A 25003-nucleotide genomic window follows, 5' to 3' on the forward strand; every position below is an offset into this window, starting at 1 on the left:
GCCGGGCCTGGGGGTCGACCAATGGCGCGCATTTGCCGCAGCGGTTCTGGACAGCGCAACCCTGGGGAGCAGTGCGGACGGTGGCGCAGGAGGCGGCCGCCAGCCGGCAAGCCGGGGCATCATGACCGTGCAGAACGCGCAGGGGTACCTGCACGGCCTGTTCTCCTACACGGCCGAACCGCACCTGCTGCACGGGCGGACGCTGTGCGTCGACAACTTCGTCGTGCTCGACCTGTTCGACGTCGCCGGCGTGGCGGAAGCCCTGCTGCAGGCGATGGAGGGGCTGGCCCGGCGGCTGGGCTGCGCCGCCATCCACACCACCCTGCCCGACCGTTTCGCCCGGCACGATTCCCTTCAAGGCTCCGGCCGCGACCCGATCCCCGACTGCTTCCGCACCGAAGGGCACCGGCAGGAAACGATCCGCTTCTGCAAGGAGCTGGCGGTGGTCAACGACAATGCCCCGACGCTGGCGGAGGGACGGCGCGACGCGGAGTAGCGCCTGTCGGGCCGGGAGGCGCACAATGCCGGACCTTGCAAAGGAAACGTCTCGGATGAGCGACGCGCTGGTCGGCAGCCTGCTGGAAGGACTTCCCGCAAGTCCGCAGCCCGAAGAACTGTTCACGACGCTGGCGGCGCTGCCCGGTGTGCGCATCGAGCGGATCGTCTCCACCGGCCAGTCCTCCCCGGACGGCTTCTGGTACGACCAGGAGTGGGACGAGTTCGTCCTGCTGGTCGCGGGCTCCGCCACTCTGCAGGTGGACGGAGAGGGAGACCGCCCGCTGTCCCCCGGCGACTGGGTGCTGCTGCCCGCCCGCACCCGCCACCGCGTTGCCGCCACCGCCGCCGGCGGGCCGACCGTTTGGCTGGCGGTCCATGCCGGTGAGCCGGGCGGCACCACCGGATCGGGGTAGAGGCCGAACGGCGCGGAGCGGCATGGGCGGGCCACCGCAGCCATTGCGCGCCGCCGATTTGCCGCTAGGATGCGGGCCCATGAGCGACACCGGCACCAAACCCGTCAAGAAATACCCCGCGATCCATCTGCAGTCCGGCCGCCAGCGGCGCGTCATGCAGGGGCATCCCTGGGTCTATTCCAACGAAGTCCAGATGGACACCACCGCCAAGGCGGTGCCGCCCGGCAGCCCGGTGCGGCTTCTGGACCCCGGCGGGACGCCGCTGGGCATCTACACCTTCAATCCGCACACGCTGATCGCCGCCCGGCTGCTGTCGAACGACCCGGCGACCGTGGTGGACCAGGCCTTCATCGCCGACCGGCTGCGCCGCGCGGTGGAGTTGCGCGACCGCCTGTTCAGCCGTCCCTTCTACCGCGTCGTCCATGCCGAGGCCGACGGGCTGCCCGGGCTGATCGTCGACCGCTTCGACGATGTGGTGACGGTGCAGGCCAACTCCGTCTTCATGGACCGCCGGATCGACGAGATCCTGGCCGCCATCGACGAGGTGATGGCACCGCGCGCGGTCATCCTGCGCAACGACGGCAGCCAGCGCGCGCTGGAGGGGCTGGCGGAGGAGACCCGGCTGGCCAAGGGCGAGATCGACGGCTCGATCCGCCTTGAAGAGAACGGCGCCACCTTCTTCGCCAACCCGCTGGACGGCCAGAAGACCGGCTGGTTCTACGACCAGCGCGACAACCGCGCCTTCATCGCCTCGCTGGCCAAGGGCGGCCGGGCCATCGACTTCTACAGCTACAATGGCGGCTTCGGCATCCAGTGCGCGGTGGCCGGCGCCACCCAGGCGATCGCGGTCGACCGCTCCGCCCTGGCCCTGGAGAACGCCACCCGCGCCGCCGCGGCGAACGGCGTCGCCGACCGCTTCGAGGCGCGCAAGGCCGACGCCTTCCAGGAGATGGAGCGGCTGGGCACGGCCGGCGAAACATTCCAGGTGGTGGTCGCCGATCCGCCGGCCTTCGTGAAGTCGAAGAAGGATCTGGCGGCCGGCAGCCGCGCCTACCGCAAGATGGCGCGTCTGGCGGCGAAGATCACGGCACCGGGCGGCTATCTGCTCTGCGGGTCGTGCAGCCACAATGTCGATCCGCCGACCTTCGCCGAACTGGTCGCCCGCGGCCTGCACGACGCCGGCCGCACCGGCCGCATCCTGCGCAGCGCCGGCGCCGGCCCCGACCATCCGGTCCACCCGCACCTGCCCGAGTCGGCCTATCTGAAAGCGCTCGTGCTGCAACTGGACTGAGTGCAGCCCGCCTGGGCATCCGGGGTGGACGGGCGGACGTACACACGCGGTACGCCCCCCGTACGCCTCCAGCCCCGGCCCGGCCCACCAGTGACACGTACGCCTGCCGCCCGGAGCGAGCCCTATCCTGCAAATCCCGCCAGCGCCCGCACCTCGGCCGGGCTGCGGCCCTCGTCCCGCAGCGACCGCAGGGACTGGGCGCGGTCGCGCTTGGCCAACCGCTCGCCCGCCGCATTCCGCAGCAGGCCGTGATGGTGGTAATCGGGGGGATCGTAGCCCAGCAGGGCCTGCAACAGCCGGTGCAGATGGGTGGCGAAGAACAGATCCTCGCCGCGGGTGACAAGGGTCACACCCTGGAGATGATCGTCGACGGTAACGCTGAGGTGATAGCTGGTCGGCGTGTCCTTGCGCGCCAGCACCACGTCGCCCAGCAGTTCCGGCGTCGCGTTCTGCCAGCCCTGGGCCCGGTCGTGCCAGCGCAGCGGCCCGGTCAGCCGGCAGGCGGCCTCCACATTGAGTCGCAGCGCCCAGGCGTCGCCCCGCTCGATCCGCTCGGCGCGCTCCGCGGCGGAGCGATGGCGGCAGGTGCCGGGATAGAGCGGCCCGTCGGGTCCATGGGGAGCCGCACCGGCCCGCACGATCTCGGCGGCGATGTCCTTGCGGGTGCAGAAACAGGGATAGAGCACGCCCAGCGACTCGAGCCGGGCCAGAGCGGCGCGGAAATCGTCGAAATGGTCGGACTGGCGGCGGATCGGACCGTCCCAGTCGAGGCCGAGCCACGCCAGATCCTCGATCAGGTCGCGCTCGTACTCCGGACGGCAGCGGTTGGGGTCGATGTCCTCGATCCGCAACAGGAAGCGGCCGGCGGCGCTGCGGGCGGTGGTCCAGCCGAACAGCGCGGAATGGGCATGGCCCAGATGCAGATGCCCGGTGGGGCTGGGGGCGAAGCGGGTGACGAGATCGCTCATTCCCGCTTTATAACGGCTGGCGTGACCTGGATGTAAGCGCGGATCGGAGAGAGGCGCGGATCGGATATGGGGCCTGATCAGATGTAAGGCCCGATCAGATGTAAGGATTGTCGCGGATCGGCTCGACCGGGATCTCTTCGCCTTCCAGATAGAGCGCCAGACGGCGGCGCAGCTCGCGGTCGAATGCATCGATGCGAATCTGGCGCTCACGCTCCTCGCGTTCACGGCGCTTCTGGGCGAGGTCGATGATGACGGCGGTCATGGCGGACTTTCCTCGGGGTCGCTTCCGGCCGGTTCGGACCGGCGGGATCGGCTTGGATCAACGAGGTCCACCATCGCGCCGTCATGGTTAACGAGGGGTAAGCACGCAAGGCGGGCGCGACTGTTTTTTGCCGATGTCACAGCCGCCTTCACAGCCGCCTTCACAGCCGCCGCGGGTGGGGCCGCTTGACCGCATCCCCGCCCCACCCACCTTGCCCACAGCGCGAAAAAGGTTACACAACGGTGAAGAAATTCGGCCGCGCCGGGTCAAGATATTGAGTCCCGAGCCCCGATCCACTATGTATCTGGTTGTCCCGGAGGACGATTCGGCCGCCGGGGCGCAGCAGACATGCCCCGCGCACGGTGCCGCAGCAGTGTCGCGTGCCGGGTTCCAGACACGCTCTCAGACAACGGTTACAGACAAGGGAGTGGCCATTGGCTCCACCACCCGATCACTGTCCGGCTCTGGTGCTGAACGCGGATTTCCGCCCGCTCAGTTACTTCCCCTTGTCGCTATGGTCCTGGCAGGAAGCGGTCAAGGCGGTCTTTCTCGAACGGGTCAACATCGTATCGCACTATGACCGGGTCGTCAGATCCCCCAGTTTTGAAGTCCGGTTGCCCAGCGTCATCTCGCTGAAGGAATTCATCCCGGCCTCGCGCCGTCCGGCCTTCACCCGCTTCAACGTCTTCCTGCGCGACCGCTTCACCTGCCAGTATTGCGGCCGCCCCTTCCCCACCCACGACCTGACCTTCGACCATGTGATTCCGCGGTCCCGCGGCGGTCGGACGACGTGGGAAAACGTCATCACATCCTGCTCGGCCTGCAATCTGGCGAAGGGCGACCGCCTTCCCCATGTCTGCGGCATGATCCCCCTCACGCCGCCCTTCCAGCCCAGTGCCTACGAGCTGCAAGAGAACGGACGCGCCTTCCCGCCAAACTTCCTCCATGAAAGTTGGCGGGATTTTCTTTACTGGGACTCGGAACTGGACCCGATGTAGGCTTGGCGCCGTGCCGTCAACGGATGGGGGCCGCTGCCGGCCCCTGCATCCGCCGCCTCAAACCCGCCCCGTCACACCCGTTCCGCCACCCAGATCACCGCCCGGGTGCCGGCCTTGATCGCCGCCGACAGCAGCGGATAACCCGCCGCGCGCTCCGCCTCGTTCTGCAAGCCGATGTCGCGGTGCTCGACCTCTTCCGCCTGGAACTTGCGGATGCTGTCGGACAGCTCCTGCTCGTCCGGGCCGAGATGAGGCAGTTGCGCCTCGTAATGCTCCTCGATCACCTCTTCGACCGCGACGGTGCAGGCCATCGCCGCCCGTTCGCCGAGGATCGCAGTGCCGGCGCCCAGCAGGAAGCCGGTGACGTGCCACAGGGGTTGCAGCAGGGTCGGCCGCACCCGGCGCCGGTTCAGCTGCTTCTCGAAATATTCGAGATGGACCAGCTCCTGATCGGCCATGTGGCGCAGGGTCTTGCCGTGGCGGCCCTTGCCCATCACGGCGATCTGGCCCTCATAGATGCGCTTGGCGCCATATTCGCCGGCATGGTCGACGCGGACGATGCGGGCCAGCCGGTCGCGCCGCGGCAGGTCGCCGGGCAATGCGCCGTGACGCGCGCCGTGACGGGAATTGGCGGTGGGAGACGTCGTTTCACTCACAATGCGGTCCTCGACACCGGGGTGCGGGTATAGGCGATGCGTGCCGCGACGAAGGCGTAGGCCGCCAGCGCCAGCGAGATCGCCACGTTGTAGCCCGCCATGGAGATCCCGAACAGCGACCACGCCACTTCGTCACAGCGGGTGACCGGGGCGGCCAGCACCTGGGCGCGGAGCGCCTCCAGCGAATTGGCCGCGGCCGAGCCGCCGCAGGACGAGGTGCCGGCCCACCAATGCTGCTCCACCCCGACATGGTAGGCGGCGATGCCGGCACCGGCCAGCAGGGCCAACCCGCTCACCACCAGCAGCGCGTCGCCCAGCCCCTTCCAGCGGCGGAACAGCCAAGTCACCAGCCCCAGCACCATCACCGCCACATAGGGCCAGCGCTGCATGATGCACAGCACGCAGGGTTGGTAGTTCAGCACGAACTGGAAGAACAGGGCCGACAGCAGCACCCCGGCACTGGCCAGCGCCAGCAGCAGGGCGGCGATGCGGGGATCCTCGAAGGCACGGGAGAGAAAGGGCTTGGTCGTCATGGCGGACAAGGTAGCGCGTGCGAGGCCGTTCGGCCAGCCGTCCGCAAGGCCCGCGGCACGCCTGCGACGGCATGACAGGGCGGCGGCATCGGCAGGGAATAAGCGGCACCGCGGCTGCGTCGCCGGGCGCTGTTTCGCCCCGGACCCGGGCAGCGAACCGGGATGCCCGGATGCCCGTTCTTTTGCCCTTTCCGTTTGCGGACTGTTGCGCTAGAAGAGGCGTCGCTGCGGGCGTGGTGAAATTGGTAGACGCGCCGGACTCAAAATCCGGTTCCGCAAGGAGTGTCGGTTCGAGTCCGACCGCCCGCACCACCCGATCCCTCTGTTGTGGGATCGCGGTTCCGGTCAGCCGGCCGCCTTTTCGGCGAATTGGTCGAATGCTTCGACCGCCTGGGCGGCATACATCACCGACGGCCCGGCGCCCATATAGACCGCCATCCCCATCGTCTCCATCACCTCGTCGCGGGTCGCCCCCTGCTTCATCGCCGCTTCGGCATGAAAGGCGACGCAGCCGTCGCAGCGGATCGCCACCGCGATTGCGAGCGCGATCAGTTCCTTGGTCCTGGTGTCCAGCGCATTCGGCTTGAGCGCCTCCTGGGCCATCCCGGAAAAGGCTTTCATGACCTCCGGGGCGCCGCCGCGCAGCTCGCGGATGGCGCCGGACAGCTCGCCGGTCATCTGCGGCCAGTTCTTGTGCATGGGTCTTCTCCTGCCATCGAAAAAAGGCGCACCGGACGTCCGGGTCGCCGCCCAGCCGGAACCGCCTTGGCGGAAAGCGAGCTGCGGGCGACATCGCCTCATTGACTTAACATTAGAATATACTAATTTATTGGTCAAGGGCAGTACGACGGTTGCTTGCCGTCCGATGCCACGGCCCGGCCCGCAATCCCCTTTCAAGGATCGACTCCGATGTTCCTCTGCTCCCTGATGCGACGCCTGTTCCCGACCGCGCAGCCCAACAAGCAGGGCGGCACCGACCGGATCCTGCAGGTCGATCCGCAGACCGCCATTCACTGGCAGGCGAAAGGCGAGGCGGTGATCGTCGATGTCCGCGAACCGCATGAGCACGCCGCCGGCCATATCCCCGGCGCCATCCTGAACCCGCTGTCGCGCTTCGACCCGTCGCGCGTCCCGGCCGAGCCCGAAAAGCATCTGGTCTTCCACTGCCAGGGAGGCATGCGCTGCGGCCCCGCCGCCGAGCGCTTGATGGCCGCCGGCCATACCGGCACCATCAACCGTCTCGGCGGCGGCTTTTCCGCCTGGGCCAAGGCCGGCGGCCCGGTGGAGCGCTGACGCCCCTCTCAAAGCCGCTGGCCTGCGCCTCACGACGGACGTATGTGTCTGTCGGTCACAGACAGATATGCAGGGACCGTCGAATGAAGCCCGCCCCCGTTCCTCCCGCGGCCTCTTCCCCGATCGTCGTCGACGAAACCGGACCGCAGAGCTTCACCCTCACCGTGACGTTCGACGGCCAGCGGTTCGAGTGCGGCAGATACATCAGCCGCGCCGCGGCGATGCAAGCCGGCCGGCTGTTCCTTCAGCGCAAGGAGGGGGAAGCCGCCAACGGCCGGACGAAACGGAAGCCGGGCAGGACGTGACGCCCGACATGCCCCCCGATGACGACCGCACCCGCCTCGCCGCCAATGTCGGCGCGGCCATCGCCGTCATGATCGTCCTTGGCCTGGGATACTGGCTGATGGGTGCCCTGATGCATCAGTCCAGGACCGAGGACTGTCTGCTGGCCCATCGGCGCAGCTGCGGCACGGTCGAGGTGCGGTGAGGTTTCCGGCCGCCGACCCGGAGCCGTTGCCATACCGCCGCCAACCGGCGGCAGGACTGAAGATTTCACAGTATTTTCAATATGGTGCGGGCGGTGGGACTCGAACCCACATACCTAAGGGTGAGGGATTTTAAGTCCCTTGCGTCTACCGGTTTCGCCACGCCCGCGCCCCGGGCCCTGCCATTGCAAGCCGATGCTGATGCACCGGACCGATGACGGCAAAGCTCATGTCCACGGACCGGCCCCGCGCTGCCCGCGGAGATTGCATACCGCGATATGCAACGCACCGTTCCGTGGTCATGACTTAGACAATCGCGGGGGCGCGGGTCAAGGGGCCTTCGCAAAACCGCAGGCATTCCCATATCGAAGGACGCGCAACTGGGGGCCGGCCCGCACCGGCTCGGGAGCAGGAGGGAGACGGCGTGAGCGAGACGCAATGGATGTCGCTGGTGGCGCTGCTGATGGTCGCGGTGCTGGTGGTGCCGGCGGCCCTTCGCCGCAACCGAGGGGCTGTTCTTCGCAACGCGGCGCTGTGGCTGGCGCTGATCGTCGCCCTCGTCTGGGTTTACGACCGCTTCGGACCGTTCGGCAACTGACCGCCGCCCCGCCCCGGCGTTGTGCCGCGGCGTTAGGGGCGGGTGTCCTCGTTCATCGTCATGATGCCGATTCCCATCGACACGCTGCCGAAGGTCAGCATCAGGCCGGCATAGAGCATCACCGTGGCGGTGATGCCGTATTCGCTGCTGCCGATCAGGGTCGCCAGCTTGGCGACGTCGAACCACAACAGCCCGCTTGCCAGCACCACGGCGCCGACGATGCCGGCGAACAGGTGGCGGAGAAGAAACAGCAGCGCTGTTTTCTCGAAGCTCTTCATGGCGGGGCTCCCGCGGCGGGAAAGACGGAGATGAGAGGAATTTAATGTAGGACCGAATCGGTCCGCGGCAATCGATCCGCCGACATATCCCCCGTCAGAGCGGCCGTCATACCCGCCACTATCCTTTCGTACCGACCGTGACGGTCGGCGTGCCGCCAAGGCCGCGGATGATCTCCGCCAGCTCGTCGGCGGCACCCGTCACCTCCGCCTCGTCGGTGCCGCGCAGCACCAGGCTGACGCCGAAGAAGCCGTGGCGGAAGTAAGGATAGCTGCCGATCTCCAATGCCGGATGGCGGTCCTGCAGGGCCGACAGCTCGGCGGCGATCACCCCCTCGCCCAGTTCGCAGGCCACCGTGCGGGCATGCAGGGGCGGCCCGCCGGCCAGCCGCGGCAGAATGCCGTCCAGCATCGCCCGCATGATGTTGGGCACGCCGGCCATGACGAAGACGTTGCCGATCTGGAAGCCCGGCGCCTGACTGATCGGGTTGTCGATCAGGATGCCGCCGGCCGGGACGTTGGCCATGCGCAGCCTTGCCTCGTTCAGCTGCCCGGCGGCGTAATGGCGCTCAAGCCGGGCGACCGCTTCCGGATTGCGCTCCAGCGCCACGCCGAACGCCTTGGCGACGCAGGCGGCGGTGATGTCGTCGTGGGTCGGGCCGATGCCGCCGGTGGTGAAGACATAGGTGTAGCGGGCGCGCAGGGCGTTGACCGCGGCGACGACCTCCTCCTCGACGTCCGGCACCACGCGGGCCTCGCGCAGCCGCACGCCGATCTCCGTCAGTTTCTCGGCGATGTGGCCGAGGTTGGCGTCCTTGGTGCGGCCCGACAGGATCTCGTTGCCGATCACCAGCACGGCGGCGGTCGGGTTGGCTCCGGTCTCGTTTGCGGCGGCTTCGGACGTCATCTGGCAGGGGTCTCCATCGGAACGCTCTTGTCGGGCGGGAAGGCCAAGGGTAGCGTCGCCGCCAAGATGCGCTTTCCCACCCCCCTTCTTCAAGGCCGCCTGATCCGCCGCTACAAGCGGTTTCTCGCCGACGTCCTGCTGGACGGGGTGGAGGTGACGGTGCATGTCCCCAATTCCGGCAGCATGATCGGGCTGGACAGTCCCGGCTCCGCCGTCTGGCTGTCGCGTTCCGACAATCCCAAACGCAAGCTGGCTTACACGCTGGAGCTGGTGGAGGCCGCCGCCCCCTGGGGCGAGGGGCTGGTCGGCGTCAACACCGGCCACCCCAACGCCCTGGTCGCCGCCGCGATATCGGCCGGCACCATCCCGGAGCTGGCCGGCTACGACCGGCTGCGGCGCGAGGTGAAATACGGCCGCAACAGCCGCATCGACGTGCTGCTGGAGGACGACCCGGCCAAGCCCGGAGCCGATCATCTCTCCATGAGGCCTCCCGCCTATGTCGAGGTCAAGAACGTCCATCTGCGCCGCCCCGGCGGCCCGCATGGAGACGCCGCCGAATTCCCGGACTGCGTGACCGCCCGTGGCGCCAAGCATCTGGAGGAGATGGCGGCGATGGTGGCGCAGGGCTGCCGCGCGGTCATGCTCTACCTTGTCCAGCGCGGCGATTGTTCCCATTTCCGCACGGCGGCCGATCTCGACCCGGCCTATCATGACGGGCTGCGCCGTGCACTGGATTCGGGTGTGGAGGCGCTATGCTGGTCTTGCGCGATCACGCCCGAATCGATTGAATTGGACCGGCCGCTGCCGATCCGGCTTTAGGGTCGCGGCAGCAGGCCTTCGGCATCCAGCTTTTGGTTACCTGGCATAGGGGCTTTCGTCTTGGAACAGGATCACGTCGAATCCAACCGCGTCCGCCTTCATGGTCCGGAGGGATTCGAAGGCATGCGCAAGGCCGGCCGTCTGGCCGCGCTGGCACTGGACTATATCGTCCCCTATGTGCAGCCGGGCGTCACCACGGGCGAGCTCGACCGCCTGCTGGAGCAGTTCATCCGCGACCATGGCGGCATCCCCGCCCCGCTGGGCTATCGCGGCTTTCCGCGGGCCAACTGCATCTCGGTCAACCACGTCGTCTGCCACGGCATTCCCGGCGACAAGCGTCTGGTCGACGGCGATATCCTGAACATCGACGTCACGCCGATCGTCGACGGCTGGTACGGCGACAGCAGCCGCATGTATCTGTGCGGCGACGTCGGCGTGAAGGCGCGCAAGCTGGTCGACGTCACCTATGACGCGCTGATGATCGGCATCGCCGCGGTGAAGCCGGGCGCCACGCTGGGCGACATCGGCCACGCCATCCAGACCTTCGCGGAGTCCCACCGCTTCTCGGTGGTGCGCGACTTCTGCGGCCACGGCGTCGGCCGCGTCTTCCACGAGCCGCCGTCGGTCCTGCATTACGGCAAGCCGGGCGAAGGGCTGGTCCTGCGGGAAGGCATGATCTTCACCATCGAGCCGATGATCAACACCGGCCGTCCGGACGTGAAGATCCTGGGCGACGGCTGGACCGCCGTGACCAAGGACAAGTCGCTGTCCGCCCAGTTCGAGCATTCCATCGGCGTGACGGCGGACGGTGCGGAGATCTTCACCCTGTCGCCGGCCGGCTACACGAGGCCGCCTTACCCGGTGGAGTAAAGCTGACGGTCATTGACGGGTCGAGGGGCGGGCGCCGTGTCGGGGGATGCGGCGCCCGAGTTGTTTATGGCAACCGCCAAGCACTCGACTTACCAGCGCCATAACGGAAAGCCGCGCAACACCCCGGAAACGAACAAGGGCCCGGCAATTGCTTGCCGAGCCCTTGAAGAAACTGGTGCCGCAACAGGGATTTGAACCCCGGACCTACTGATTACGAATCAGTTGCTCTACCCCTGAGCTACTGCGGCGTCGTTGTGGCGCGGAACATAGCGAGGTGCTTCGTGGGATGCAAGCGGTGAATTTCGGAAAAATCGGCCGCCCGTCCTCAAACCTGCCATGCGCCCGAAAGCCTTACCCGTGCTGCCGGATCACCTCCAGGAAGGCGTCGGCGTAGCGTTCCAGCTTGCGGCCGCCGACCCCCGGCAGATGGGCGAAGGTCGCGTGGTCGCGGGGGCGCTGGGCCACCATCTCCAACAGCGTGCTGTCGTGGAAGATCACATAGGGCGGCACGCTCTGGGCCTTCGCCAGCGCGGTGCGGCAGTCCTTCAGCGCATGCCACAGCGCGTCGTCGGCCGCCGACAGCGCTCCGCGGGCGCCGGAGCGCGACACCCCCTCCCCGCTCAAGCCGCCGCCGACCGACCCGCCCCGCGCGGTGTGGCGGCGCAGCGCATCGTGGACGCCGCGGCGGCGTTCCAGCACCGGGTCCTTGCGCAGCTTCACCACCCGCTGTCCCTTGATGACAGCCACCCCGGCATCGGTCAGGCGGAAGCCGCCATAGCCCTCCAGATCGACGGTCAGCAGCCCGGTGGCGACAAGCTGGCGGTAGACCGACTGCCATTCGACCTTGCTCATGTCCTTGCCGACGGCGAAGGTCTTCAACTGGTCATGGTTCTGCTGCACCACCTTCTCGGTGGCGTTGCCGACCAGCACGTCGATCAAATGGCCGGCGCCATAGCGCTGCCCGGTGCGGTAGACCGCCGACAGCGCCTTCTGCGCGGCGATGGTGCCGTCCCAGGTCTCGACCGGGTCCAGGCAGGTGTCGCAGTTGCCGCAGGGCTCCGGCAGCGTCTCGTTGAAATAGTTCAGCAGCACCTGACGGCGGCAGTCCGACGTCTCGCAGAAGCCGAGCAGGGCCTCCAGCTTGCCGCGCTCGACCCGGCGGTGGCTGTCGCCCGCCTCGGACTGCTCCAGCATCTGGCGCAGCATCACCACGTCGGCCATGCCGTAGGCCATCCAGGCGTTGGCGGGCAGCCCGTCGCGGCCGGCGCGGCCGGTTTCCTGATAATAGGCTTCCAGGCTCTTGGGCGGGTCGAGGTGGCAGACGAAGCGGACGTTCGGCTTGTCGATGCCCATGCCGAAGGCGACGGTGGCCACCATCACCAGACCCTCGCTCTTGATGAAGCGGTCCTGGTTGGCCTCGCGCGTCTCGGCGGGCAGCCCGGCATGGTAGGGCAGAGCCTCGCGGCCCTGTTGGTTCAGCCAGGCCGCGACCTCCTCCACCTTGTTGCGCGACATGCAATAGACGATGCCGGCGTCTTCCGGATGGTTGTCGCGCAGGAAGGCCAGCATCTGCTGGCGCTCGCTCTTCTTCGGCACCACGCGGTATGTGATGTTGGGCCGGTCGAAGCTGGACAGGAAGACGCGGGCGTCGGTCAGCCCCAGCTTGTCCTTGATCTCGGCGCGGGTCTGCACATCGGCGGTGGCGGTCAGCGCGATGCGCGGCACCGTCGGGTGGCGTTCGTGCAGGATCGACAGCTGCAGATATTCGGGCCGGAAGTCATGCCCCCACTGCGACACGCAATGCGCCTCGTCCAGCGCGAACAGCGCCAGCCGGGTGCGGTCGAGCAGGTCGAGGAAGCGCGGCGTCACCAGCCGTTCGGGTGCCACATAGACGAGGTCGATCTCGCCCTGCACCATCGCCCGCTCCACCTCCCGCGCCTCGGCCGGACCGAGGGAGGAGTTGAGGAAGGCGGCGCGCACGCCCAGTTCCCGCAGCGCCGTCACCTGATCGCGCATCAGGGCGATCAGCGGCGACACCACCACCGTCACCCCGTCGCGCACCAGCGCCGGGATCTGGTAGCACAGCGACTTGCCGCCGCCGGTCGGCATCAGCACCAGCGCGTCGCCGCCGCGCACCACATGGTCGATGATGTCGGCCTGCTGGCCACGGAAGGAGTCGTAACCGAACACCGTCCGCAGCGCGTCGAGCGCCGTGGCCGGCGGTTGACCGGGCGCATCGTCCGACGCACCCAGATTGCCGTAGGAAAACAACGAATCCACGCCGATGCGGTTCAGGAAAGTGGTGCCGGAGATCCGGCTTGTCGTCTCAACGCCCCATCATGTCGCACAGATCGCCCCCAGGGCAAAGCCGCAAAGGGACGCGGCCGGGAACAAAGGTCGGACCTTCACCGGTACCACCACACATTGGTGTGAAAGTGTGGCGCCTGCTCATCGCCCGCGTGTAAACTGAAAACGGCGGATGGGTGGTCCATCCGCCGTTTCAGAAGGAGGAAGGTGGCATGAAGAAGATGCCGTTCTTCCTGGTGCTCCAGTGGCGGAGATGGCGGATCGAGATCCGCCTGATCCGGCGCTAAGCACTGGAAGCGTGCCGGCGGGTGCAGCAACACGCGCCGGCCACCTCCGAAAAATATACAGCCGCGCCACCCGTTTTTCAACGCGCGGTATCGTCGTTACAGCAGATCCCGCAGCATCGCCACCAGCGGCACGTCGGCCGGCGGCATCGGGTAATCGCCCATCCGGTTCGGATAGACCCAGGCGAGCGTCTGCCCTTCCCGCGGCATCACGTCGCCCTCCCACACCCGGCAGACATAGAGCGGCATCAGCAGATGGAAGCGCTCGTAGCTGTGCGACGCGAAGGTGAAGGGGGCGAGGCAGCTGGCCGCCGTGTCGATGCCCAGTTCCTCCTTCAGCTCGCGCACCAGCGCCGCTTCCGGCGTCTCCCCGGCATCGACCTTCCCGCCGGGGAATTCCCACAGGCCGGCCAGCGACTTGCCGGGCGGACGCTGGGCCAGCAGCACGCGCCCGTCGGCATCGACGAGCGCCACCGCGACGACCAGCAGAACCGGCAGCGAACCGGGTGCGGGGGTGGAGCTGGGATCGAAACAGGCGGTCATGCGGAACCCTCTCGGCGGGCCGGCCACTCGGCGGCGGTGATTTCGAAACAGGGCGCCGACATGCTTCGCCCGCGGGCGGGAAAGTCTTGCCGGCGTTCGCCCCGCCGCCGCAAACCGGCTTTGCGGAGCAAGGCCTGGGACGGCAGGTTGTCGGGATCGGTGGCGGCCCAGATCCGCGACAGGCCGAGCGGACCGAAACCGATCCCCAGCATCGCGGTCACCATCTCCAGCCCATAGCCGGCGCGATGGTGCGGCGTGCCGACCCAATAGCCGATCTCGGCACCATCAGGCCGGTCAAGGTCCGGCTGCAACCCGACGCTGCCGACAGGCACGCCGTCGGAGACCCGCACCGCCAGAAAGACGAGAGCGGCGAGATCGGCATGGGCCCGCGCCGCCAGTTCCACCCAGTCATGGCCATCGGCAACCGAGTAGGGATGCGGGACCCGGGCGAGCCAGCGGGCAACCTCCCAGTCGCCGATCAGCGGCACGAAATCCGGCACGTCCTCATGCCGGAAGGTGCGGAGCAGCAGCCGGGGCGTCGCAACGCTGCCGGGCCAGGGCTCCGCTCCGCCGCCTGTCAAACCGTCAGCTCCGCCAAGCCGTCAGCTCCGGTAGCTGCCGTTGATGTCGATGTAGCCGTGGGTCAGGTCGCAGGTCCACACCTTCGCCGTGCCCTTGCCGAGGCCGAGGTCGATGTCGATGTCGACCTCCTTGCCCTTCATGTGGGCGGTGACCGGCGTCTCGTCGTAACCCGGGACTTCCATCCCCTCGGCGCAGATCAGGGTGCCGCCGACGGTGATCCTGATCAGGTCGCGGTCGGCGCGCTCGCCGGCGCGGCCGATGGCGGCGACGATGCGGCCCCAGTTGGCGTCCTCGCCGGCGATGGCGGTCTTGACCAGCGGCGAGTTCGCCACCGTCATGCCGATCCGCTTGGCGGCGGCGTCGCTGTCGGCGCCGCGCACGGTGATGGCGATGAACTTGGTCGCGCCTTCGCCGTCACGCACCACCTGCAGGGCCAGATCGAGCAGCAGATCCTCCAGCGCGGCGCGGAACTCCGCCAGTTCGGCGGCATCGGCGCTCGCCACCGGGGCGTTGCCCGCCTTCCCCGTCGCGAACAGCAGCAGCGTGTCGCTGGTCGAGGTGTCGCCATCGACGGTCACGGCGTTGAAGGTGCGCTCGGTGAACTCCGACAGCATGTCCTGCAACGCGGTGGCGGCGATGGCGGCGTCGGTGAAGACGAAGCCCAGCATCGTCGCCATGTCCGGCGCGATCATGCCCGATCCCTTGGCAAAGCCGGCGATGGTCACCGTCGTCCCGCCGATGGTCGCGGTGCGCACCGACCCTTTCGGGAAGGTGTCGGTGGTCATGATGGCGCGGGCGGCCTTCTCCCACGCGGCCGAATCGGCGGCAAGGCTCGGGGCCATCGGCGCCAGGCACTTGCCGATGGCGTCGGCGGCCAGCGGGATGCCGATCACGCCGGTCGACGCGATATAGACCTCGTCCGGGGCGCAGCCGGCCAGCTCGGCGGCGGCGTTGACCGTCGCCTGCACGGTGGCGTCGCCCGCCTTGCCGGTGAAGGCGTTGGCGTTGCCGGCATTCACCACCACGGCGCGCGCCGACCCCTTGGGCAGGCTGTCGCGGCACCAGATCACCGGGGCCGAGCAGGTCAGCGACCGGGTCAGTACGCCCGCCACGCTGGTGCCGGGATCCAGCACGGCCAGCAGCAGATCGTCGCGGCCCTTGTATCGGATGCCGCTGTTCGCCGTGGCGATGCGCACGCCCGCGATGGGCGGCAACGTCGGGAAGCTGGCGGGAGCCAAGGGGGAGAGGGTCGTGGCCATGACGGAAATTCCCGTGGTGGGGAGTGGTTGTGGCGTGGTGGAACGATGAAAACGGCAAGGCGTCAGGCCCCCGCCGCCCTTTTCTCCGTCTATGCCGGGAAAAGGACGACGGGGGCCTGAATGCCGGAGCTTACTTCTTCGCCGGTTCCGCCGGAGCGGCAGGCGCCGGGGCCGGGGTGGCCGGAGCGGCCGCCGGCTCTTCCTTCGGCATCGGCGAGCCGTCGAGCTGGAAGGTCTCGATCTTCGCCTTGCCGCGCAGTTCCTCGACGAGCGCGGTGACCATGTCCTTCGACAGGGTCTGCTCCAGCTGCGGCTTCACCTCGTCGAGCGTCGGCTGCGGCTGGGTCCGCTTGTCCTCGACCTTGATGATGTGATAGCCGAACTGGGTCTTGACCGGCTCCTTGCTGATCTCGCCCGGCTTCATGGCGAAGGCGGCGTTGGCGAAGGGCTCGACCATCGCGTCCTTGGTGAAGTAGCCGAGGTCGCCGCCCTGGGCCGCCGCGGCGGCGTCCTTGGACTTCTCCTTGGCCAGCTTGGCGAAATCGCCGCCCTTCTTCAGCTGGGCGATGATGGCCTTGGCCTCGTCTTCCTTCTCGACCAGGATGTGGGCGGCCTTGACCTCCTCCTGCGCCGGGTTCTCCTTCAGGTAGTCCTGATAGGCCTTGTTCAGCGCCTCGGGCGTCACGCGGGCCTTGATTTCCTTCTGGATGTAGGCGCGCTGCACCGCGCGCTCCTCGGCGCGCTTGATCTCGTCCTTCACCTCGGCCGAATCGGCCAGACCCGCCTTGTAGCCGGCCGAGGAGACCAGCTTGCCGCTGACCAGCTGGTCGATCACCGCCGGATAGATCATCTCGATCGGCATCTGCTGCACCTGCGGCGGCAGCTGCGAGACCATGCGGGTGACGTCCGACTTGTGCAGCTCCTCGCCGTTGACGCGGGCGACCACCGGATCGGCCGGAGCAGCGGCGGCGGCGGCCGGGGCCGGAGCGGCCGGCGCCGGGGTGGCGGGAGCCGGCGTCTGGGCGTGGGCGGCCAGCGCGATGCCACAGGCGGCAACCGACAGGAGCGCGGTGCGGAACACTCGTTGAACCATGGCGTGTCTGTTTCCTTCCGGCGGATGCTTCACAAATGGGCGGCCGATGGGCCGGCGCCCGTTTCGCATGGTCTGCGGCATCGGAGCCATCCGCCGCTCCGCGCCCGATTCCGCAGGGGATTAAGCATGGCTAAGCCGCGCGGGGCAAGGGTCCCCATTGTCCCGCGGCGCGGCCACCGCCCATTAGCTGTGTTCCGCCGCAGGGGATACCAGCCCCCGCCGCCGCCGGCCAACCGCCGCGGCGCTTTCTGGACGCGAATTCATCAAACGGTCATGCCGGGCGGTCATGCCGGGCGGCCCCGCCGCCCCGCCTTGCCGTCTGCGCAAATGCCGCAACGGAGCCCCCGCCGGCCCGGTCTCGTTGACAGCGCCTTGCCATAGTCCTATGTGAGACCCGTCGATAGGCTGGCCCACATTCCGCTTTACTCCCGAGGTTTTCATGTTCGGCGCTCTCGCCCGCAAGATTTTCGGCACCGCCAACACGCGCGCGGTCAAGGCGCTGCACAAGACCGTCGCTCAGATCAACGCGCTGGAGCCGTCGGTCGCCGCGCTGTCGGACGACCAGCTGAAGGGTCGCACCGACTGGCTGCGCGACCGGCTGGCCAAGGGCGAGACGCTGGACGACATCCTGCCGGATGCCTTCGCCACCGTGCGCGAAGCCGCCAAGCGCGTGCTGGGCCAACGCCATTTCGACGTGCAGCTGATGGGCGGCATGGTGCTGCACAGCGGCAAGATCGCCGAGATGCGCACCGGCGAAGGCAAGACGCTGGTCGCCACGCTGGCCGTCTACCTGAACGCGCTGGAAGGCAAGGGCGTCCACGTCGTCACCGTGAACGACTACCTCGCCTCGCGCGACAGCGGCTGGATGGCGCGGGTCTACGGCTTCCTCGGCCTGTCGACCGGCTGCATCGTCCATGGGCTGGACGACGACGAGCGGCGCGCCGCCTACGCCGCCGACATCACCTACGGCACGAACAACGAGTTCGGCTTCGACTATCTGCGCGACAACATGAAGTTCCGGCTGGAGGAACTGGTCCAGCGGCCCTTCAACTTCGCCATCGTCGACGAAGTCGACTCGATCCTGATCGACGAGGCGCGCACGCCGCTGATCATCTCCGGCCCCTCGACCGATTCGTCCGAGATGTATGTCCAGGTCGACCGGCTGATCCCGATGCTGGTCCCTGAGGATTACGAGAAGGACGAGAAGCACCGCACCGTCAGCTTTACCGAAGCCGGCCAGGAGCATATGGAGCAGCTGCTGGCCGAGGCCGGTCTGCTGAAGTCGGGCGGGCTCTACGACATCCAGAACGTGGCGCTGGTCCACCATTCGCAGCAGGCGCTGCGCGCCCACATGCTGTTCCAGCGCGACAAGGACTACATCGTCAAGGACGACAAGGTCGTCATCATCGACGAGTTCACCGGCCGCATGATGGATGGCCGCCGCTTCTCCGAAGGCCTGCACCAGGCGCTGGAAGCCAAGGAGAAGGTGACGATCCAGCGCGAGAACCAGACGCTGGCCTCCATCACCTTCCAGAACTACTTCCGCATCTACCCGAAGCTGGCCGGCATGACCGGCACCGCGCTGACCGAGGCGGCGGAGTTCGGCGAGATCTACGGGCTGGAAGTGGTCGACATGCCGACCAACGTCCCGGTCAAGCGCATCGACCATGACGACGAGGTCTATCGCACCGCGACCGAGAAGTACCACGCGATGACCGACCTGATCGAGGACGCGCGCAAGCGCGGCCAGCCGGTCCTGGTCGGCACCACCTCGATCGAGAAGTCGGAACTGCTGTCGGAGCTGCTGAACAAGCGCGGCATCCCGCACAACGTCCTGAACGCCCGCCACCACGAGCAGGAAGCCTACATCGTGGCCCAGGCCGGCCGCGCCGGCGCGGTGACGGTCGCCACCAACATGGCCGGCCGCGGCACCGACATCCAGCTCGGCGGCAATCTCCAGATGCGGATCGAGGTCGAGCTGGCCGACGTTCCGGAAGGCCCCGAGCGCGACGCCCGCATCGCTCAGATCGAGGCCGAGATCGCGGAAGCGCGCGAGAAGGTCAAGCAGGCCGGCGGCCTCTACGTCATCGGCACCGAGCGTCACGAGAGCCGCCGCATCGACAACCAGCTGCGCGGCCGCTCCGGCCGTCAGGGCGATCCCGGCACCTCGAAGTTCTTCCTGTCGCTGGAAGACGACCTGATGCGCATCTTCGGGTCGGAGCGGATGGACAGCATGCTCCAGCGCCTCGGCCTGAAGGAGGGCGAGGCGATCATCCATCCCTGGATCAACAAGGCCCTGGAAAAGGCGCAGCAGAAGGTCGAGGCGCACCATTTCGAGGTCCGCAAGAACCTGCTGAAGTTCGACAACGTCATGAACGACCAGCGCAAGGTCGTCTACGAGCAGCGCCACGAGGTGATGGAGAGCGAGGACATCGCGGAGGAAATCCGCGAGATGCGCCACCAGATCATCGCCAACATGGTGTCGACGGCGATCCCGGCGAACAGCTATTCCGAGCAGTGGGACATCGACGGCCTGCACGAGGCGGTCAACCGCGTGCTGGGCATGGACCTGCCGGTCCAGGAGTGGGCCAAGGAAGAGGGCATCGCCGAGCCGGAGATCGAGGAGCGCGTGCGCGAGGCCGCCGACCGCAAATATGCGGACAAGGAGGAGGCCTACGGCGCCGAGACGATGCGGCATGTCGAGAAGAGCATCCTGCTCCAGATCCTGGACCAGGAGTGGAAGGACCACCTGCTCCAGCTCGACCATCTGCGCCAGGGCATCAACCTGCGCGCCTATGCCCAGAAGGATCCGTTGAACGAGTACAAGCGCGAGGCCTTCGAGCTGTTCGACAGCATGCTGATGGCTCTGCGCGAGCAGGTCACCACCATCCTGATGCATGTCGAAATCCGCATGGCGCCGTCGCAGGAGGAGCTGTTCGCCCGCCAGATGCAGGAGATGCACGAGGGCCGCATGGACCCGGCGCTGGCGATGGCCGCCATGGGGGCAGGTGCCATGGGCACCGGTGATGGCGAAGCCCTGCCGGACGGCATGGTCCGCGCATCCTCGCCCGCTTCCTCGCTGATCGGCACGCCGGAGGACCAGCCGCTGCCGGCGGACGTGATGGAGAATACCCCGCGCAACGCCGCCTGCCCCTGCGGCTCCGGCAAGAAGTTCAAGCACTGCCACGGCCGCATGGCCTGAGGGCTGTTCGGCGGGGGGCCTGCGGGCTCCCCCACCCTTCATGAAACCATCCTTGCCCCACCCCGTTTCCCTTGCGTGACCACGGAGAAACGGGACGCCATGTTCGAAGAGTTCAAGAAATTCATCAGCCGCGGCAATGTTGTGGAGCTGGCGGTCGGCATCATCATCGGTGCCGCCTTTACGGGGATCGTCAATTCCCTGGTCAAGGATATCCTGATGCCGCCCATCGGCTGGGTCATGGGCGGCATCGACTTCTCCAACTATTTCTTCAGCCTGTCCGGCGACCGGTTCGATTCGCTCCAGGCTGCCGAACAGGCGGGTGCGGCCACCGTCAACTATGGCCGCTTCATCAACGCCTGCATCAATTTCCTGATCGTGTCGGGCGCCCTGTTCCTGATCGTCCGGCAGGTCAACCGGCTGCACATCCTGCACAAGGAAACGCTTAAGACCCCGCCGCGGCAGGAACAGCTGTTGGAGGAAATCCGCGACGCCCTGCGCGCCCAGGCGAACGACCGGGCGAACGACCGGGCCGGCACTCAGCCCACCCCCCGGCCCGCCGCCCCGCCCGCCGACCGCTCTCCCTGACCTCCTGGCGGGCGCGTCCGCGGGCTGCCATCGCTGCGGGAGCTTGTCACAAGCGCGCGAGAACCCTTCGTTGCCGCAGCCTGTCGAACGGGTTACCCTCTTGGATAAGCTGGCGATGGCGGTGAGGAGATGGCCTCACACGCCTGCGCTGTCCATGACCTCGGCAAGGGCCATGTCCATGTCCGCCATGCGCTGTCCATCGACTGTTCCGCCCGGGGCACCTCCATGAGGCCCAAGGGGAGGCCCATGGCGATCCGCGGCGCGCGGACCGCGGTCTTGCGGCTGCTGGCGATCCTCCTGCTGTCGCTTCTGGCCGGCGACCCGGCGGCGGCGATCAACACCCCGGTGCCGGCCCCGCTTCCGGAGGCCGGCCCCCGCCCGGCCGAGATCCGGGTGACGCTGGACAACAATTACCCGCCCTACAGCTTCCACACGCCGGACGGCACCCATGTCGGCATCGTCAGGGACATGTGGATGCTGTGGTCGCAGAAGACCGGCATCCCGGTGCGGATGATGCCGCTCGACTGGGGGCTTGCCCGGCAGGCGATGGACAAGGGCGACGCCGACGTCATCGAGACCATCTTCCGCAACAGCGCCCGCGAGGCGATCTACGACTTCTCCAAGCCCTATGCCCGCGTCGACGTGCCGATCTGGTTCAGCGCCGACCTCAGCGGCATCACCGGGGTGGAGTCGCTGCGCGCCTTCACGGTCGGGGTGAAGGACAGCGATTTCTGCATCGAATGGCTGACCGACCAGGGCATCACCGCCTTCCAGCGCTATCCCGGTTTCGAGGCAATGGTCGATGCCGCCTCGCGCCAGGAAACCCGCGTCTTCTGCATGGACGACCCCTCGGCCCGCTATTACATGACCAAGCGCGGGGTGCAGGGGCGCTTCCGCTACACCGAACCGCTCTACACCGGCGAACTGCACTGGGCGGTGCGCAAGGGCAACGCCGCCCTGTTCCGCCTGATCGCCGACGGTTTCGCCCGCATCGCCCCGGAGGAGCGCAAGGCGGTGGAGGAGCGCTGGCTCGGCCGCCCCCTCACCGGCATGGTCAGCCCGCAGACGATGGACCTGCTGGTCAAGCTGCTGGCCGGGGTGGCCGTCCTGGGCGCCGGGGCTCTGGTCTGGGTCCTGCTGCTGCGCCGGCAGGTCGAAAGCAAGACCGAGAGCCTGCGCACCGCCGTCACCGCCCTGACCGCCAGCGAGGAGCGCGTCCGTACCATCTTCGACAGCGTCACCGACGCCATCTTCATCCACGATCTGGACGGCGGCTCCATCCTGGAGGTCAACCGCCGGATGCGGGAGATGTACCGGGTGGAGGGCGTCCCGCTGTCCGACCTCACCGTCGAGAAGCTCAGCTCCGGCGTGCCGCCCTACACGCGGGGCGACGCCGCCGCCCGGATCCACAAGGCGGCGGACGGCGAACCGCAGCTGTTCGAATGGCATGCCCGCCGGCTGGACGGGTCGCTGTTCTGGGCGGAGGTCAGCATGCGGCGCGCCGTGATCGACGGCAACGACCGCCGGCTGCTGGTCCTGGTCCGCGACATCACCGAGCGCAAGGCGGCGCAGGAACGGATGGAGTATCTGTCGCGCCACGACGCGCTGACCCTGCTGCCCAACCGCATCCTTGTGCAGGACCGCACCGAGCAGGCCCTGGCCCGGTCCGAGCGCAACGGCCGGCTGGTGGCGCTGGTCGCCTGCGGGCTGGACCGTTTCAAGACGGTGAACGACAGCCTGGGCCACGCCGTCGGCGACGCGCTGCTGCGCGCGGTGGCGGACCGGCTGAAGGCGGCGGTGCGCGAGACCGACACGGTCAGCCGCGGCGGCGGCGACGAGTTCATCCTGCTGCTGTCCGGCAAGCCCGACATCGACACGGTGGTGGAAACCGTCGCCTCCCTGCACGAGGCGATGGCCGCCCCCTTCCAGGTCGGCGGGCAGGAACTGATCCTCACCCTGTCGTCGGGCGTGGCCATGGCCCCGGCCGACGGGAAGGATTTCGCCACCCTGCTGAAGAACGCCGACACCGCGCTCCACCATGCCAAGGCGGCCGGCCGCGACACCCACCGCTTCTATGCCGAGGCGATGAACGCCGAGGCGGTGGCCCATCTGTCCACCCGCAGCGGCCTGCGCCGCGCGCTGGAGCGGGGGGAGTTCCTGATCCATTACCAGCCGCAGGTCAGCCTGGAGACCGGCGCCGTGACCGGTGCCGAGGCGCTGGTGCGCTGGAACCACCCGGACAAGGGCATGGTCCCGCCCGGCGATTTCATCCCGATCGCCGAGGACAGCGGCCTGATCGTGCCGATCGGCGCCTGGGTGCTGACCGAGGCCTGCCGGCAGGCGGCGCAGTGGCATACCCAGGGGTTGCCGCTGTCGGTGGCGGTCAATTTGTCGGCCTTGCAGCTTCAGCGCGGCGACCTCGTGGCCACGGTGACGCGGGCGCTGACCGACAGCGGGCTCGACCCGCTTCTGCTGGAGCTGGAGCTGACCGAATCGATGCTGATCCAGAACACCGACCTGGTGATGGACAATCTGCGCCGGATCAAGGCGATGGGGGTGCAGGTGTCGATCGACGATTTCGGCACCGGCTATTCCAACCTGTCCTACATCGGCCGTCTGGCGGTGGACAAGCTGAAGATCGACCGCGGTTTCGTCGCCGACCTCACCCGCAACCACGACAGCGCCAAGATCACCGCCGCCGTCATCCAGATGGCCCACAGCCTGAACCTGACCGCCGTGGCGGAGGGCGTGGAGGACGCCGAGACGCTGGAGGCCCTGCGTGGCCTGAACTGCGACTTCGCCCAGGGCTATTTCCTCGGCCGCCCCGGCCCCGCCGAGGCGGTGGAGCGCGCCGCCCGGCAGGTGAACCCGTTCAAGGTCGGGGTTTAGGCAGGGTCGGGGTGTAGGCAGCCCCTGTTTCTACAGGCCCTTCACCAGGGCGACGAGCTGGTCGAGTGCCGCGCCCCAGCCGTGATGGAAGCCCATCTCCTCATGCTGTGTCTTTGCCACCTCGTCCTTGTGGAAGGCGACGGCGGTGTAGAGCGTGCCGGCGGCCGACGGCTCGATGGTCACGGACGCGGTCATGAAACCGCCGCCGGTGGGGCGGAAGCCCGGCCCCAGCGCATCGGTGAAGACCAGCCGCCGCTCGGGCTCCACGGCCAGGAAGCAGCCGGTGCTGTCGTTCCTCTCGCCGTTCGGCCCTTCCATCACCGTGCGGAACTTGCCGCCGGGCCGCAGGTCGATCTCGCAGGCGGTGGTGCGCCAGGGCGCCGGCGTGAACCACTTCATCAGCAGCTCCGGCTCGGTCCAGGCCCGCCAGACCAGACGCGGCGGCACCGCGACCTCGCGCTTCAGTTCAAGGTCGAGCTGCGGATTGAAATCCATAGCGGTCATGGTGTCCCGTCCTCCCGTTCGTTCAGGTCCAGCACGAGGCTGTCCAGCTGGTCGAGCCGTTTGGTCCAGAGGCTCCGCTGGGCGTCCAGCCAGCGTTCCGCAGCCGTCAGCGCCTCCGGCTTCAGCGTGCAGGTGCGCACCCGGCCGACCTTCCGCGTTTCGACGAGTCCGCTCTCCTCCAGCATCTTCAAGTGCTGGAGAAAGCTCGGCAAAGCCATGTCGAAGGGTTTTGCGAGGTCGCCCACCGTCGCCGGGCCACGCCCGAGCGCCTGGACGACCGCCCGGCGCGTGGGGTCCGCCAGCGCACGGAAGGTCAGGTCGAGTGCCGCATCCATGACGTCACCCTACCGGCGATGAACACTTAGGTCAACGCCTAACTATTGCCGTCATGCCGGCCCGCTCGCCATGTGCAGGCTGATCACCCCGGCGACGATCAGGAGGATGCCGACAACCTTCATCACCGTCAGCGATTCGCCGAACACGAAGACGCCGATGGCGGCGATGGCGGCGGTGCCGGTCGCCGACCAGATCGCATAGGCGATGCCGACCTCCATGCTGCGCAGCGCCTTGGCCAGCAGCAGGAAGGCGATGCCGTAGCACACCACCACGACCGCCGCCGGGCCGAGCCGCGTCATCCCGTCCGACATCTTCATCGCCGACGTGCCGACGACCTCGAACAGGATCGCCACCACCAGATACAGCCAGCTCATCGCGCCGAAACCCCGCCAACTCCCGCAAGGCCGATTCCGCGGGGGGCGCAGGATGGACCGGGCGAAAGGGTGCCGCAAGACCCACCAAAGACGTCCCCCGCCGGACATCCGTGCCAGCCGGGCCGGACGCCCAAGGTTGACGCCACGCCCGGCCGGCCCTAGGGTCTTTGCCCTCATTC

The 25003-nt window shown here is 68.0% G+C and carries 28 protein-coding genes and 3 tRNA genes; 14 read left to right on the forward strand and 17 right to left on the reverse strand.

The window, feature by feature from the left end; genetic code table 11:
• Positions 1-121 precede the first annotated feature (121 nt).
• From TSH64_RS26450 to TSH64_RS26460, 3 genes are all read left to right on the forward strand, one after another.
• On the forward strand, positions 122-496 hold the full coding sequence (locus tag TSH64_RS26450; RefSeq protein ID WP_247873159.1) for a hypothetical protein: 375 nt from the start codon (positions 122-124) through the stop codon (positions 494-496).
• A gap of 55 nt (positions 497-551) precedes the next feature.
• The gene (locus tag TSH64_RS26455) at positions 552-911 is read left to right on the forward strand and encodes a cupin domain-containing protein (protein WP_109449630.1); all 360 of its coding nucleotides are present in this window, start codon (positions 552-554) and stop codon (positions 909-911) included.
• A gap of 79 nt (positions 912-990) precedes the next feature.
• Positions 991-2202, forward strand: coding sequence for a class I SAM-dependent rRNA methyltransferase (locus tag TSH64_RS26460; RefSeq protein ID WP_109449633.1), 1212 nt, complete (start codon positions 991-993; stop codon positions 2200-2202).
• Between the two features lie 122 nt (positions 2203-2324).
• Here the strand turns inward: TSH64_RS26460 and gluQRS are convergent, their stop codons facing one another.
• Positions 2325-3170, reverse strand: a complete 846-nt coding sequence (gluQRS, locus tag TSH64_RS26465; RefSeq protein WP_109449635.1) for a tRNA glutamyl-Q(34) synthetase GluQRS — start codon at positions 3168-3170, stop codon at positions 2325-2327.
• 94 nt (positions 3171-3264) lie between these two features.
• Positions 3265-3432, reverse strand: a complete 168-nt coding sequence (locus TSH64_RS35995) for a hypothetical protein (protein ID WP_014248815.1) — start codon at positions 3430-3432, stop codon at positions 3265-3267.
• Between the two features lie 434 nt (positions 3433-3866).
• Here TSH64_RS35995 and TSH64_RS26470 point away from each other — a divergent pair, with 434 nt between their 5' ends.
• A complete protein-coding gene (locus tag TSH64_RS26470; RefSeq protein ID WP_109449637.1) occupies positions 3867-4430 on the forward strand; it encodes an HNH endonuclease in 564 nt (187 codons plus the stop codon).
• Between the two features lie 71 nt (positions 4431-4501).
• On the opposite strand, the gene TSH64_RS26475 is transcribed toward TSH64_RS26470, so the two are convergent.
• Together TSH64_RS26475 and TSH64_RS26480 are read right to left on the reverse strand one after the other, a co-directional pair.
• A complete protein-coding gene (locus TSH64_RS26475; protein WP_109449639.1) occupies positions 4502-5086 on the reverse strand; it encodes a demethoxyubiquinone hydroxylase family protein in 585 nt (194 codons plus the stop codon).
• Positions 5083-5619 (reverse strand): disulfide bond formation protein B, encoded by a 537-nt coding sequence (locus TSH64_RS26480; protein WP_109449641.1) that lies wholly within the window; start codon positions 5617-5619, stop codon positions 5083-5085. Before TSH64_RS26480 ends, TSH64_RS26475 begins: the two co-directional genes overlap by 4 nt.
• A 227-nt stretch (positions 5620-5846) precedes the next feature.
• Between TSH64_RS26480 and TSH64_RS26485 the strand changes: the two genes are divergently transcribed.
• Positions 5847-5931, forward strand: a tRNA-Leu gene (locus TSH64_RS26485).
• Between the two features lie 33 nt (positions 5932-5964).
• Here TSH64_RS26485 and TSH64_RS26490 read toward each other — a convergent pair.
• Positions 5965-6318 (reverse strand): carboxymuconolactone decarboxylase family protein, encoded by a 354-nt coding sequence (locus tag TSH64_RS26490; RefSeq protein ID WP_109449643.1) that lies wholly within the window; start codon positions 6316-6318, stop codon positions 5965-5967.
• 210 nt (positions 6319-6528) lie between these two features.
• Here TSH64_RS26490 and TSH64_RS26495 point away from each other — a divergent pair, with 210 nt between their 5' ends.
• The 3 genes from TSH64_RS26495 to TSH64_RS35700 all read left to right on the forward strand — a co-directional run bounded on the left by TSH64_RS26495 (position 6529) and on the right by TSH64_RS35700 (position 7399).
• A complete protein-coding gene (locus tag TSH64_RS26495) occupies positions 6529-6912 on the forward strand; it encodes a rhodanese-like domain-containing protein (protein WP_109449645.1) in 384 nt (127 codons plus the stop codon).
• Between the two features lie 83 nt (positions 6913-6995).
• Complete coding sequence (locus TSH64_RS26500; protein WP_109449648.1) at positions 6996-7217, forward strand: hypothetical protein; 222 nt, start codon at positions 6996-6998, stop codon at positions 7215-7217.
• A gap of 8 nt (positions 7218-7225) precedes the next feature.
• Positions 7226-7399, forward strand: coding sequence for a hypothetical protein (locus TSH64_RS35700; protein ID WP_158285416.1), 174 nt, complete (start codon positions 7226-7228; stop codon positions 7397-7399).
• 82 nt (positions 7400-7481) lie between these two features.
• Here the strand turns inward: TSH64_RS35700 and TSH64_RS26510 are convergent.
• Positions 7482-7566: transfer RNA gene (locus tag TSH64_RS26510), tRNA-Leu, on the reverse strand.
• Between the two features lie 255 nt (positions 7567-7821).
• Here TSH64_RS26510 and TSH64_RS36000 point away from each other — a divergent pair.
• Complete coding sequence (locus TSH64_RS36000; protein ID WP_199237670.1) at positions 7822-7995, forward strand: hypothetical protein; 174 nt, start codon at positions 7822-7824, stop codon at positions 7993-7995.
• Between the two features lie 32 nt (positions 7996-8027).
• Here the strand turns inward: TSH64_RS36000 and TSH64_RS26515 are convergent, their stop codons facing one another.
• Together TSH64_RS26515 and TSH64_RS26520 are read right to left on the reverse strand one after the other, a co-directional pair.
• Entirely contained in the window at positions 8028-8273 is a 246-nt protein-coding gene (locus TSH64_RS26515; RefSeq protein ID WP_109449652.1) for a hypothetical protein, read from the reverse strand.
• 118 nt (positions 8274-8391) lie between these two features.
• A complete protein-coding gene (locus tag TSH64_RS26520; RefSeq protein WP_109449654.1) occupies positions 8392-9177 on the reverse strand; it encodes a molybdopterin-binding protein in 786 nt (261 codons plus the stop codon).
• A gap of 66 nt (positions 9178-9243) precedes the next feature.
• Here TSH64_RS26520 and sfsA point away from each other — a divergent pair, with 66 nt between their 5' ends.
• Together sfsA and map are read left to right on the forward strand one after the other, a co-directional pair.
• Positions 9244-9996: a DNA/RNA nuclease SfsA gene (gene sfsA, locus TSH64_RS26525; protein ID WP_109453053.1), complete on the forward strand. Its 753-nt coding sequence runs from the start codon at positions 9244-9246 to the stop codon at positions 9994-9996.
• A 60-nt stretch (positions 9997-10056) separates the two neighbouring features.
• Positions 10057-10866, forward strand: coding sequence for a type I methionyl aminopeptidase (gene map / locus TSH64_RS26530; protein ID WP_109449657.1), 810 nt, complete (start codon positions 10057-10059; stop codon positions 10864-10866).
• A gap of 173 nt (positions 10867-11039) precedes the next feature.
• On the opposite strand, the gene TSH64_RS26535 is transcribed toward map, so the two are convergent.
• From TSH64_RS26535 to TSH64_RS26560, 6 genes are all read right to left on the reverse strand, one after another.
• Positions 11040-11114, reverse strand: a tRNA-Thr gene (locus tag TSH64_RS26535).
• Positions 11115-11217: 103 nt separating this feature from the next.
• Positions 11218-13146 carry a DNA helicase RecQ gene (recQ, locus tag TSH64_RS26540; RefSeq protein WP_109449659.1) on the reverse strand — a complete coding sequence of 643 codons (1929 nt, stop codon included), beginning with the start codon at positions 13144-13146 and terminating at the stop codon, positions 11218-11220.
• 410 nt (positions 13147-13556) lie between these two features.
• The gene (locus TSH64_RS26545; RefSeq protein ID WP_161958144.1) at positions 13557-14000 is read right to left on the reverse strand and encodes a (deoxy)nucleoside triphosphate pyrophosphohydrolase; all 444 of its coding nucleotides are present in this window, start codon (positions 13998-14000) and stop codon (positions 13557-13559) included.
• Positions 13997-14581 carry a GNAT family N-acetyltransferase gene (locus TSH64_RS26550; RefSeq protein WP_109449661.1) on the reverse strand — a complete coding sequence of 195 codons (585 nt, stop codon included), beginning with the start codon at positions 14579-14581 and terminating at the stop codon, positions 13997-13999. Before TSH64_RS26550 ends, TSH64_RS26545 begins: the two co-directional genes overlap by 4 nt.
• 21 nt (positions 14582-14602) lie before the next feature.
• Positions 14603-15841 carry a bifunctional glutamate N-acetyltransferase/amino-acid acetyltransferase ArgJ gene (gene argJ, locus TSH64_RS26555; RefSeq protein WP_109449663.1) on the reverse strand — a complete coding sequence of 413 codons (1239 nt, stop codon included), beginning with the start codon at positions 15839-15841 and terminating at the stop codon, positions 14603-14605.
• 130 nt (positions 15842-15971) lie between these two features.
• Positions 15972-16934: a peptidylprolyl isomerase gene (locus tag TSH64_RS26560; RefSeq protein ID WP_109449665.1), complete on the reverse strand. Its 963-nt coding sequence runs from the start codon at positions 16932-16934 to the stop codon at positions 15972-15974.
• A gap of 439 nt (positions 16935-17373) precedes the next feature.
• Between TSH64_RS26560 and secA the strand changes: the two genes are divergently transcribed.
• The 3 genes from secA (at position 17374) to TSH64_RS26575 (ending at position 23610) form a co-directional block, all read left to right on the forward strand.
• A complete protein-coding gene (gene secA / locus TSH64_RS26565; RefSeq protein WP_109449667.1) occupies positions 17374-20136 on the forward strand; it encodes a preprotein translocase subunit SecA in 2763 nt (920 codons plus the stop codon).
• A gap of 99 nt (positions 20137-20235) precedes the next feature.
• Positions 20236-20721, forward strand: coding sequence for a large conductance mechanosensitive channel protein MscL (mscL, locus tag TSH64_RS26570; protein ID WP_247873160.1), 486 nt, complete (start codon positions 20236-20238; stop codon positions 20719-20721).
• A 129-nt stretch (positions 20722-20850) separates the two neighbouring features.
• A complete protein-coding gene (locus tag TSH64_RS26575) occupies positions 20851-23610 on the forward strand; it encodes an EAL domain-containing protein (RefSeq protein WP_247873161.1) in 2760 nt (919 codons plus the stop codon).
• 30 nt (positions 23611-23640) lie between these two features.
• Here the strand turns inward: TSH64_RS26575 and TSH64_RS26580 are convergent, their stop codons facing one another.
• The 3 genes from TSH64_RS26580 to TSH64_RS26590 are packed head-to-tail and all read right to left on the reverse strand — an operon-like array spanning position 23641 to position 24824.
• Entirely contained in the window at positions 23641-24114 is a 474-nt protein-coding gene (locus TSH64_RS26580; RefSeq protein WP_109449669.1) for an SRPBCC family protein, read from the reverse strand.
• The gene (locus tag TSH64_RS26585) at positions 24111-24449 is read right to left on the reverse strand and encodes a metalloregulator ArsR/SmtB family transcription factor (protein ID WP_109449671.1); all 339 of its coding nucleotides are present in this window, start codon (positions 24447-24449) and stop codon (positions 24111-24113) included. Before TSH64_RS26585 ends, TSH64_RS26580 begins: the two co-directional genes overlap by 4 nt.
• A gap of 51 nt (positions 24450-24500) precedes the next feature.
• Positions 24501-24824: a multidrug efflux SMR transporter gene (locus tag TSH64_RS26590; RefSeq protein ID WP_109449673.1), complete on the reverse strand. Its 324-nt coding sequence runs from the start codon at positions 24822-24824 to the stop codon at positions 24501-24503.
• Positions 24825-25003 lie beyond the last annotated feature (179 nt).

It is taken from the genome of Azospirillum sp. TSH64, from assembly GCF_003116035.1.
GTDB lineage: Bacteria > Pseudomonadota > Alphaproteobacteria > Azospirillales > Azospirillaceae > Azospirillum.

Bases quoted from the DNA above. Each gene is read 5' to 3' on its own strand.
- TSH64_RS26580 (WP_109449669.1), bottom strand. From the start codon at position 24,114: ATGACCGCTATGGATTTCAATCCGCAGCTCGACCTTGAACTGAAGCGC.
- TSH64_RS26560 (WP_109449665.1), bottom strand. From the start codon at position 16,934: ATGGTTCAACGAGTGTTCCGCACCGCGCTCCTGTCGGTTGCCGCCTGT.
- TSH64_RS26515 (WP_109449652.1), bottom strand. From the start codon at position 8,273: ATGAAGAGCTTCGAGAAAACAGCGCTGCTGTTTCTTCTCCGCCACCTG.
- TSH64_RS26500 (WP_109449648.1), top strand. From the start codon at position 6,996: ATGAAGCCCGCCCCCGTTCCTCCCGCGGCCTCTTCCCCGATCGTCGTC.
- mscL (WP_247873160.1), top strand. From the start codon at position 20,236: ATGTTCGAAGAGTTCAAGAAATTCATCAGCCGCGGCAATGTTGTGGAG.
- TSH64_RS26480 (WP_109449641.1), bottom strand. From the start codon at position 5,619: ATGACGACCAAGCCCTTTCTCTCCCGTGCCTTCGAGGATCCCCGCATC.
- secA (WP_109449667.1), top strand. From the start codon at position 17,374: ATGTTCGGCGCTCTCGCCCGCAAGATTTTCGGCACCGCCAACACGCGC.
- TSH64_RS26575 (WP_247873161.1), top strand. From the start codon at position 20,851: ATGGCCTCACACGCCTGCGCTGTCCATGACCTCGGCAAGGGCCATGTC.
- TSH64_RS26585 (WP_109449671.1), bottom strand. From the start codon at position 24,449: ATGGATGCGGCACTCGACCTGACCTTCCGTGCGCTGGCGGACCCCACG.
- TSH64_RS26460 (WP_109449633.1), top strand. From the start codon at position 991: ATGAGCGACACCGGCACCAAACCCGTCAAGAAATACCCCGCGATCCAT.
- TSH64_RS26495 (WP_109449645.1), top strand. From the start codon at position 6,529: ATGTTCCTCTGCTCCCTGATGCGACGCCTGTTCCCGACCGCGCAGCCC.
- gluQRS (WP_109449635.1), bottom strand. From the start codon at position 3,170: ATGAGCGATCTCGTCACCCGCTTCGCCCCCAGCCCCACCGGGCATCTG.
- argJ (WP_109449663.1), bottom strand. From the start codon at position 15,841: ATGGCCACGACCCTCTCCCCCTTGGCTCCCGCCAGCTTCCCGACGTTG.
- TSH64_RS26545 (WP_161958144.1), bottom strand. From the start codon at position 14,000: ATGACCGCCTGTTTCGATCCCAGCTCCACCCCCGCACCCGGTTCGCTG.
- TSH64_RS26455 (WP_109449630.1), top strand. From the start codon at position 552: ATGAGCGACGCGCTGGTCGGCAGCCTGCTGGAAGGACTTCCCGCAAGT.
- TSH64_RS35700 (WP_158285416.1), top strand. From the start codon at position 7,226: ATGCCCCCCGATGACGACCGCACCCGCCTCGCCGCCAATGTCGGCGCG.
- TSH64_RS26490 (WP_109449643.1), bottom strand. From the start codon at position 6,318: ATGCACAAGAACTGGCCGCAGATGACCGGCGAGCTGTCCGGCGCCATC.
- TSH64_RS35995 (WP_014248815.1), bottom strand. From the start codon at position 3,432: ATGACCGCCGTCATCATCGACCTCGCCCAGAAGCGCCGTGAACGCGAG.
- TSH64_RS26590 (WP_109449673.1), bottom strand. From the start codon at position 24,824: ATGAGCTGGCTGTATCTGGTGGTGGCGATCCTGTTCGAGGTCGTCGGC.
- TSH64_RS26520 (WP_109449654.1), bottom strand. From the start codon at position 9,177: ATGACGTCCGAAGCCGCCGCAAACGAGACCGGAGCCAACCCGACCGCC.
- TSH64_RS26450 (WP_247873159.1), top strand. From the start codon at position 122: ATGACCGTGCAGAACGCGCAGGGGTACCTGCACGGCCTGTTCTCCTAC.
- sfsA (WP_109453053.1), top strand. From the start codon at position 9,244: ATGCGCTTTCCCACCCCCCTTCTTCAAGGCCGCCTGATCCGCCGCTAC.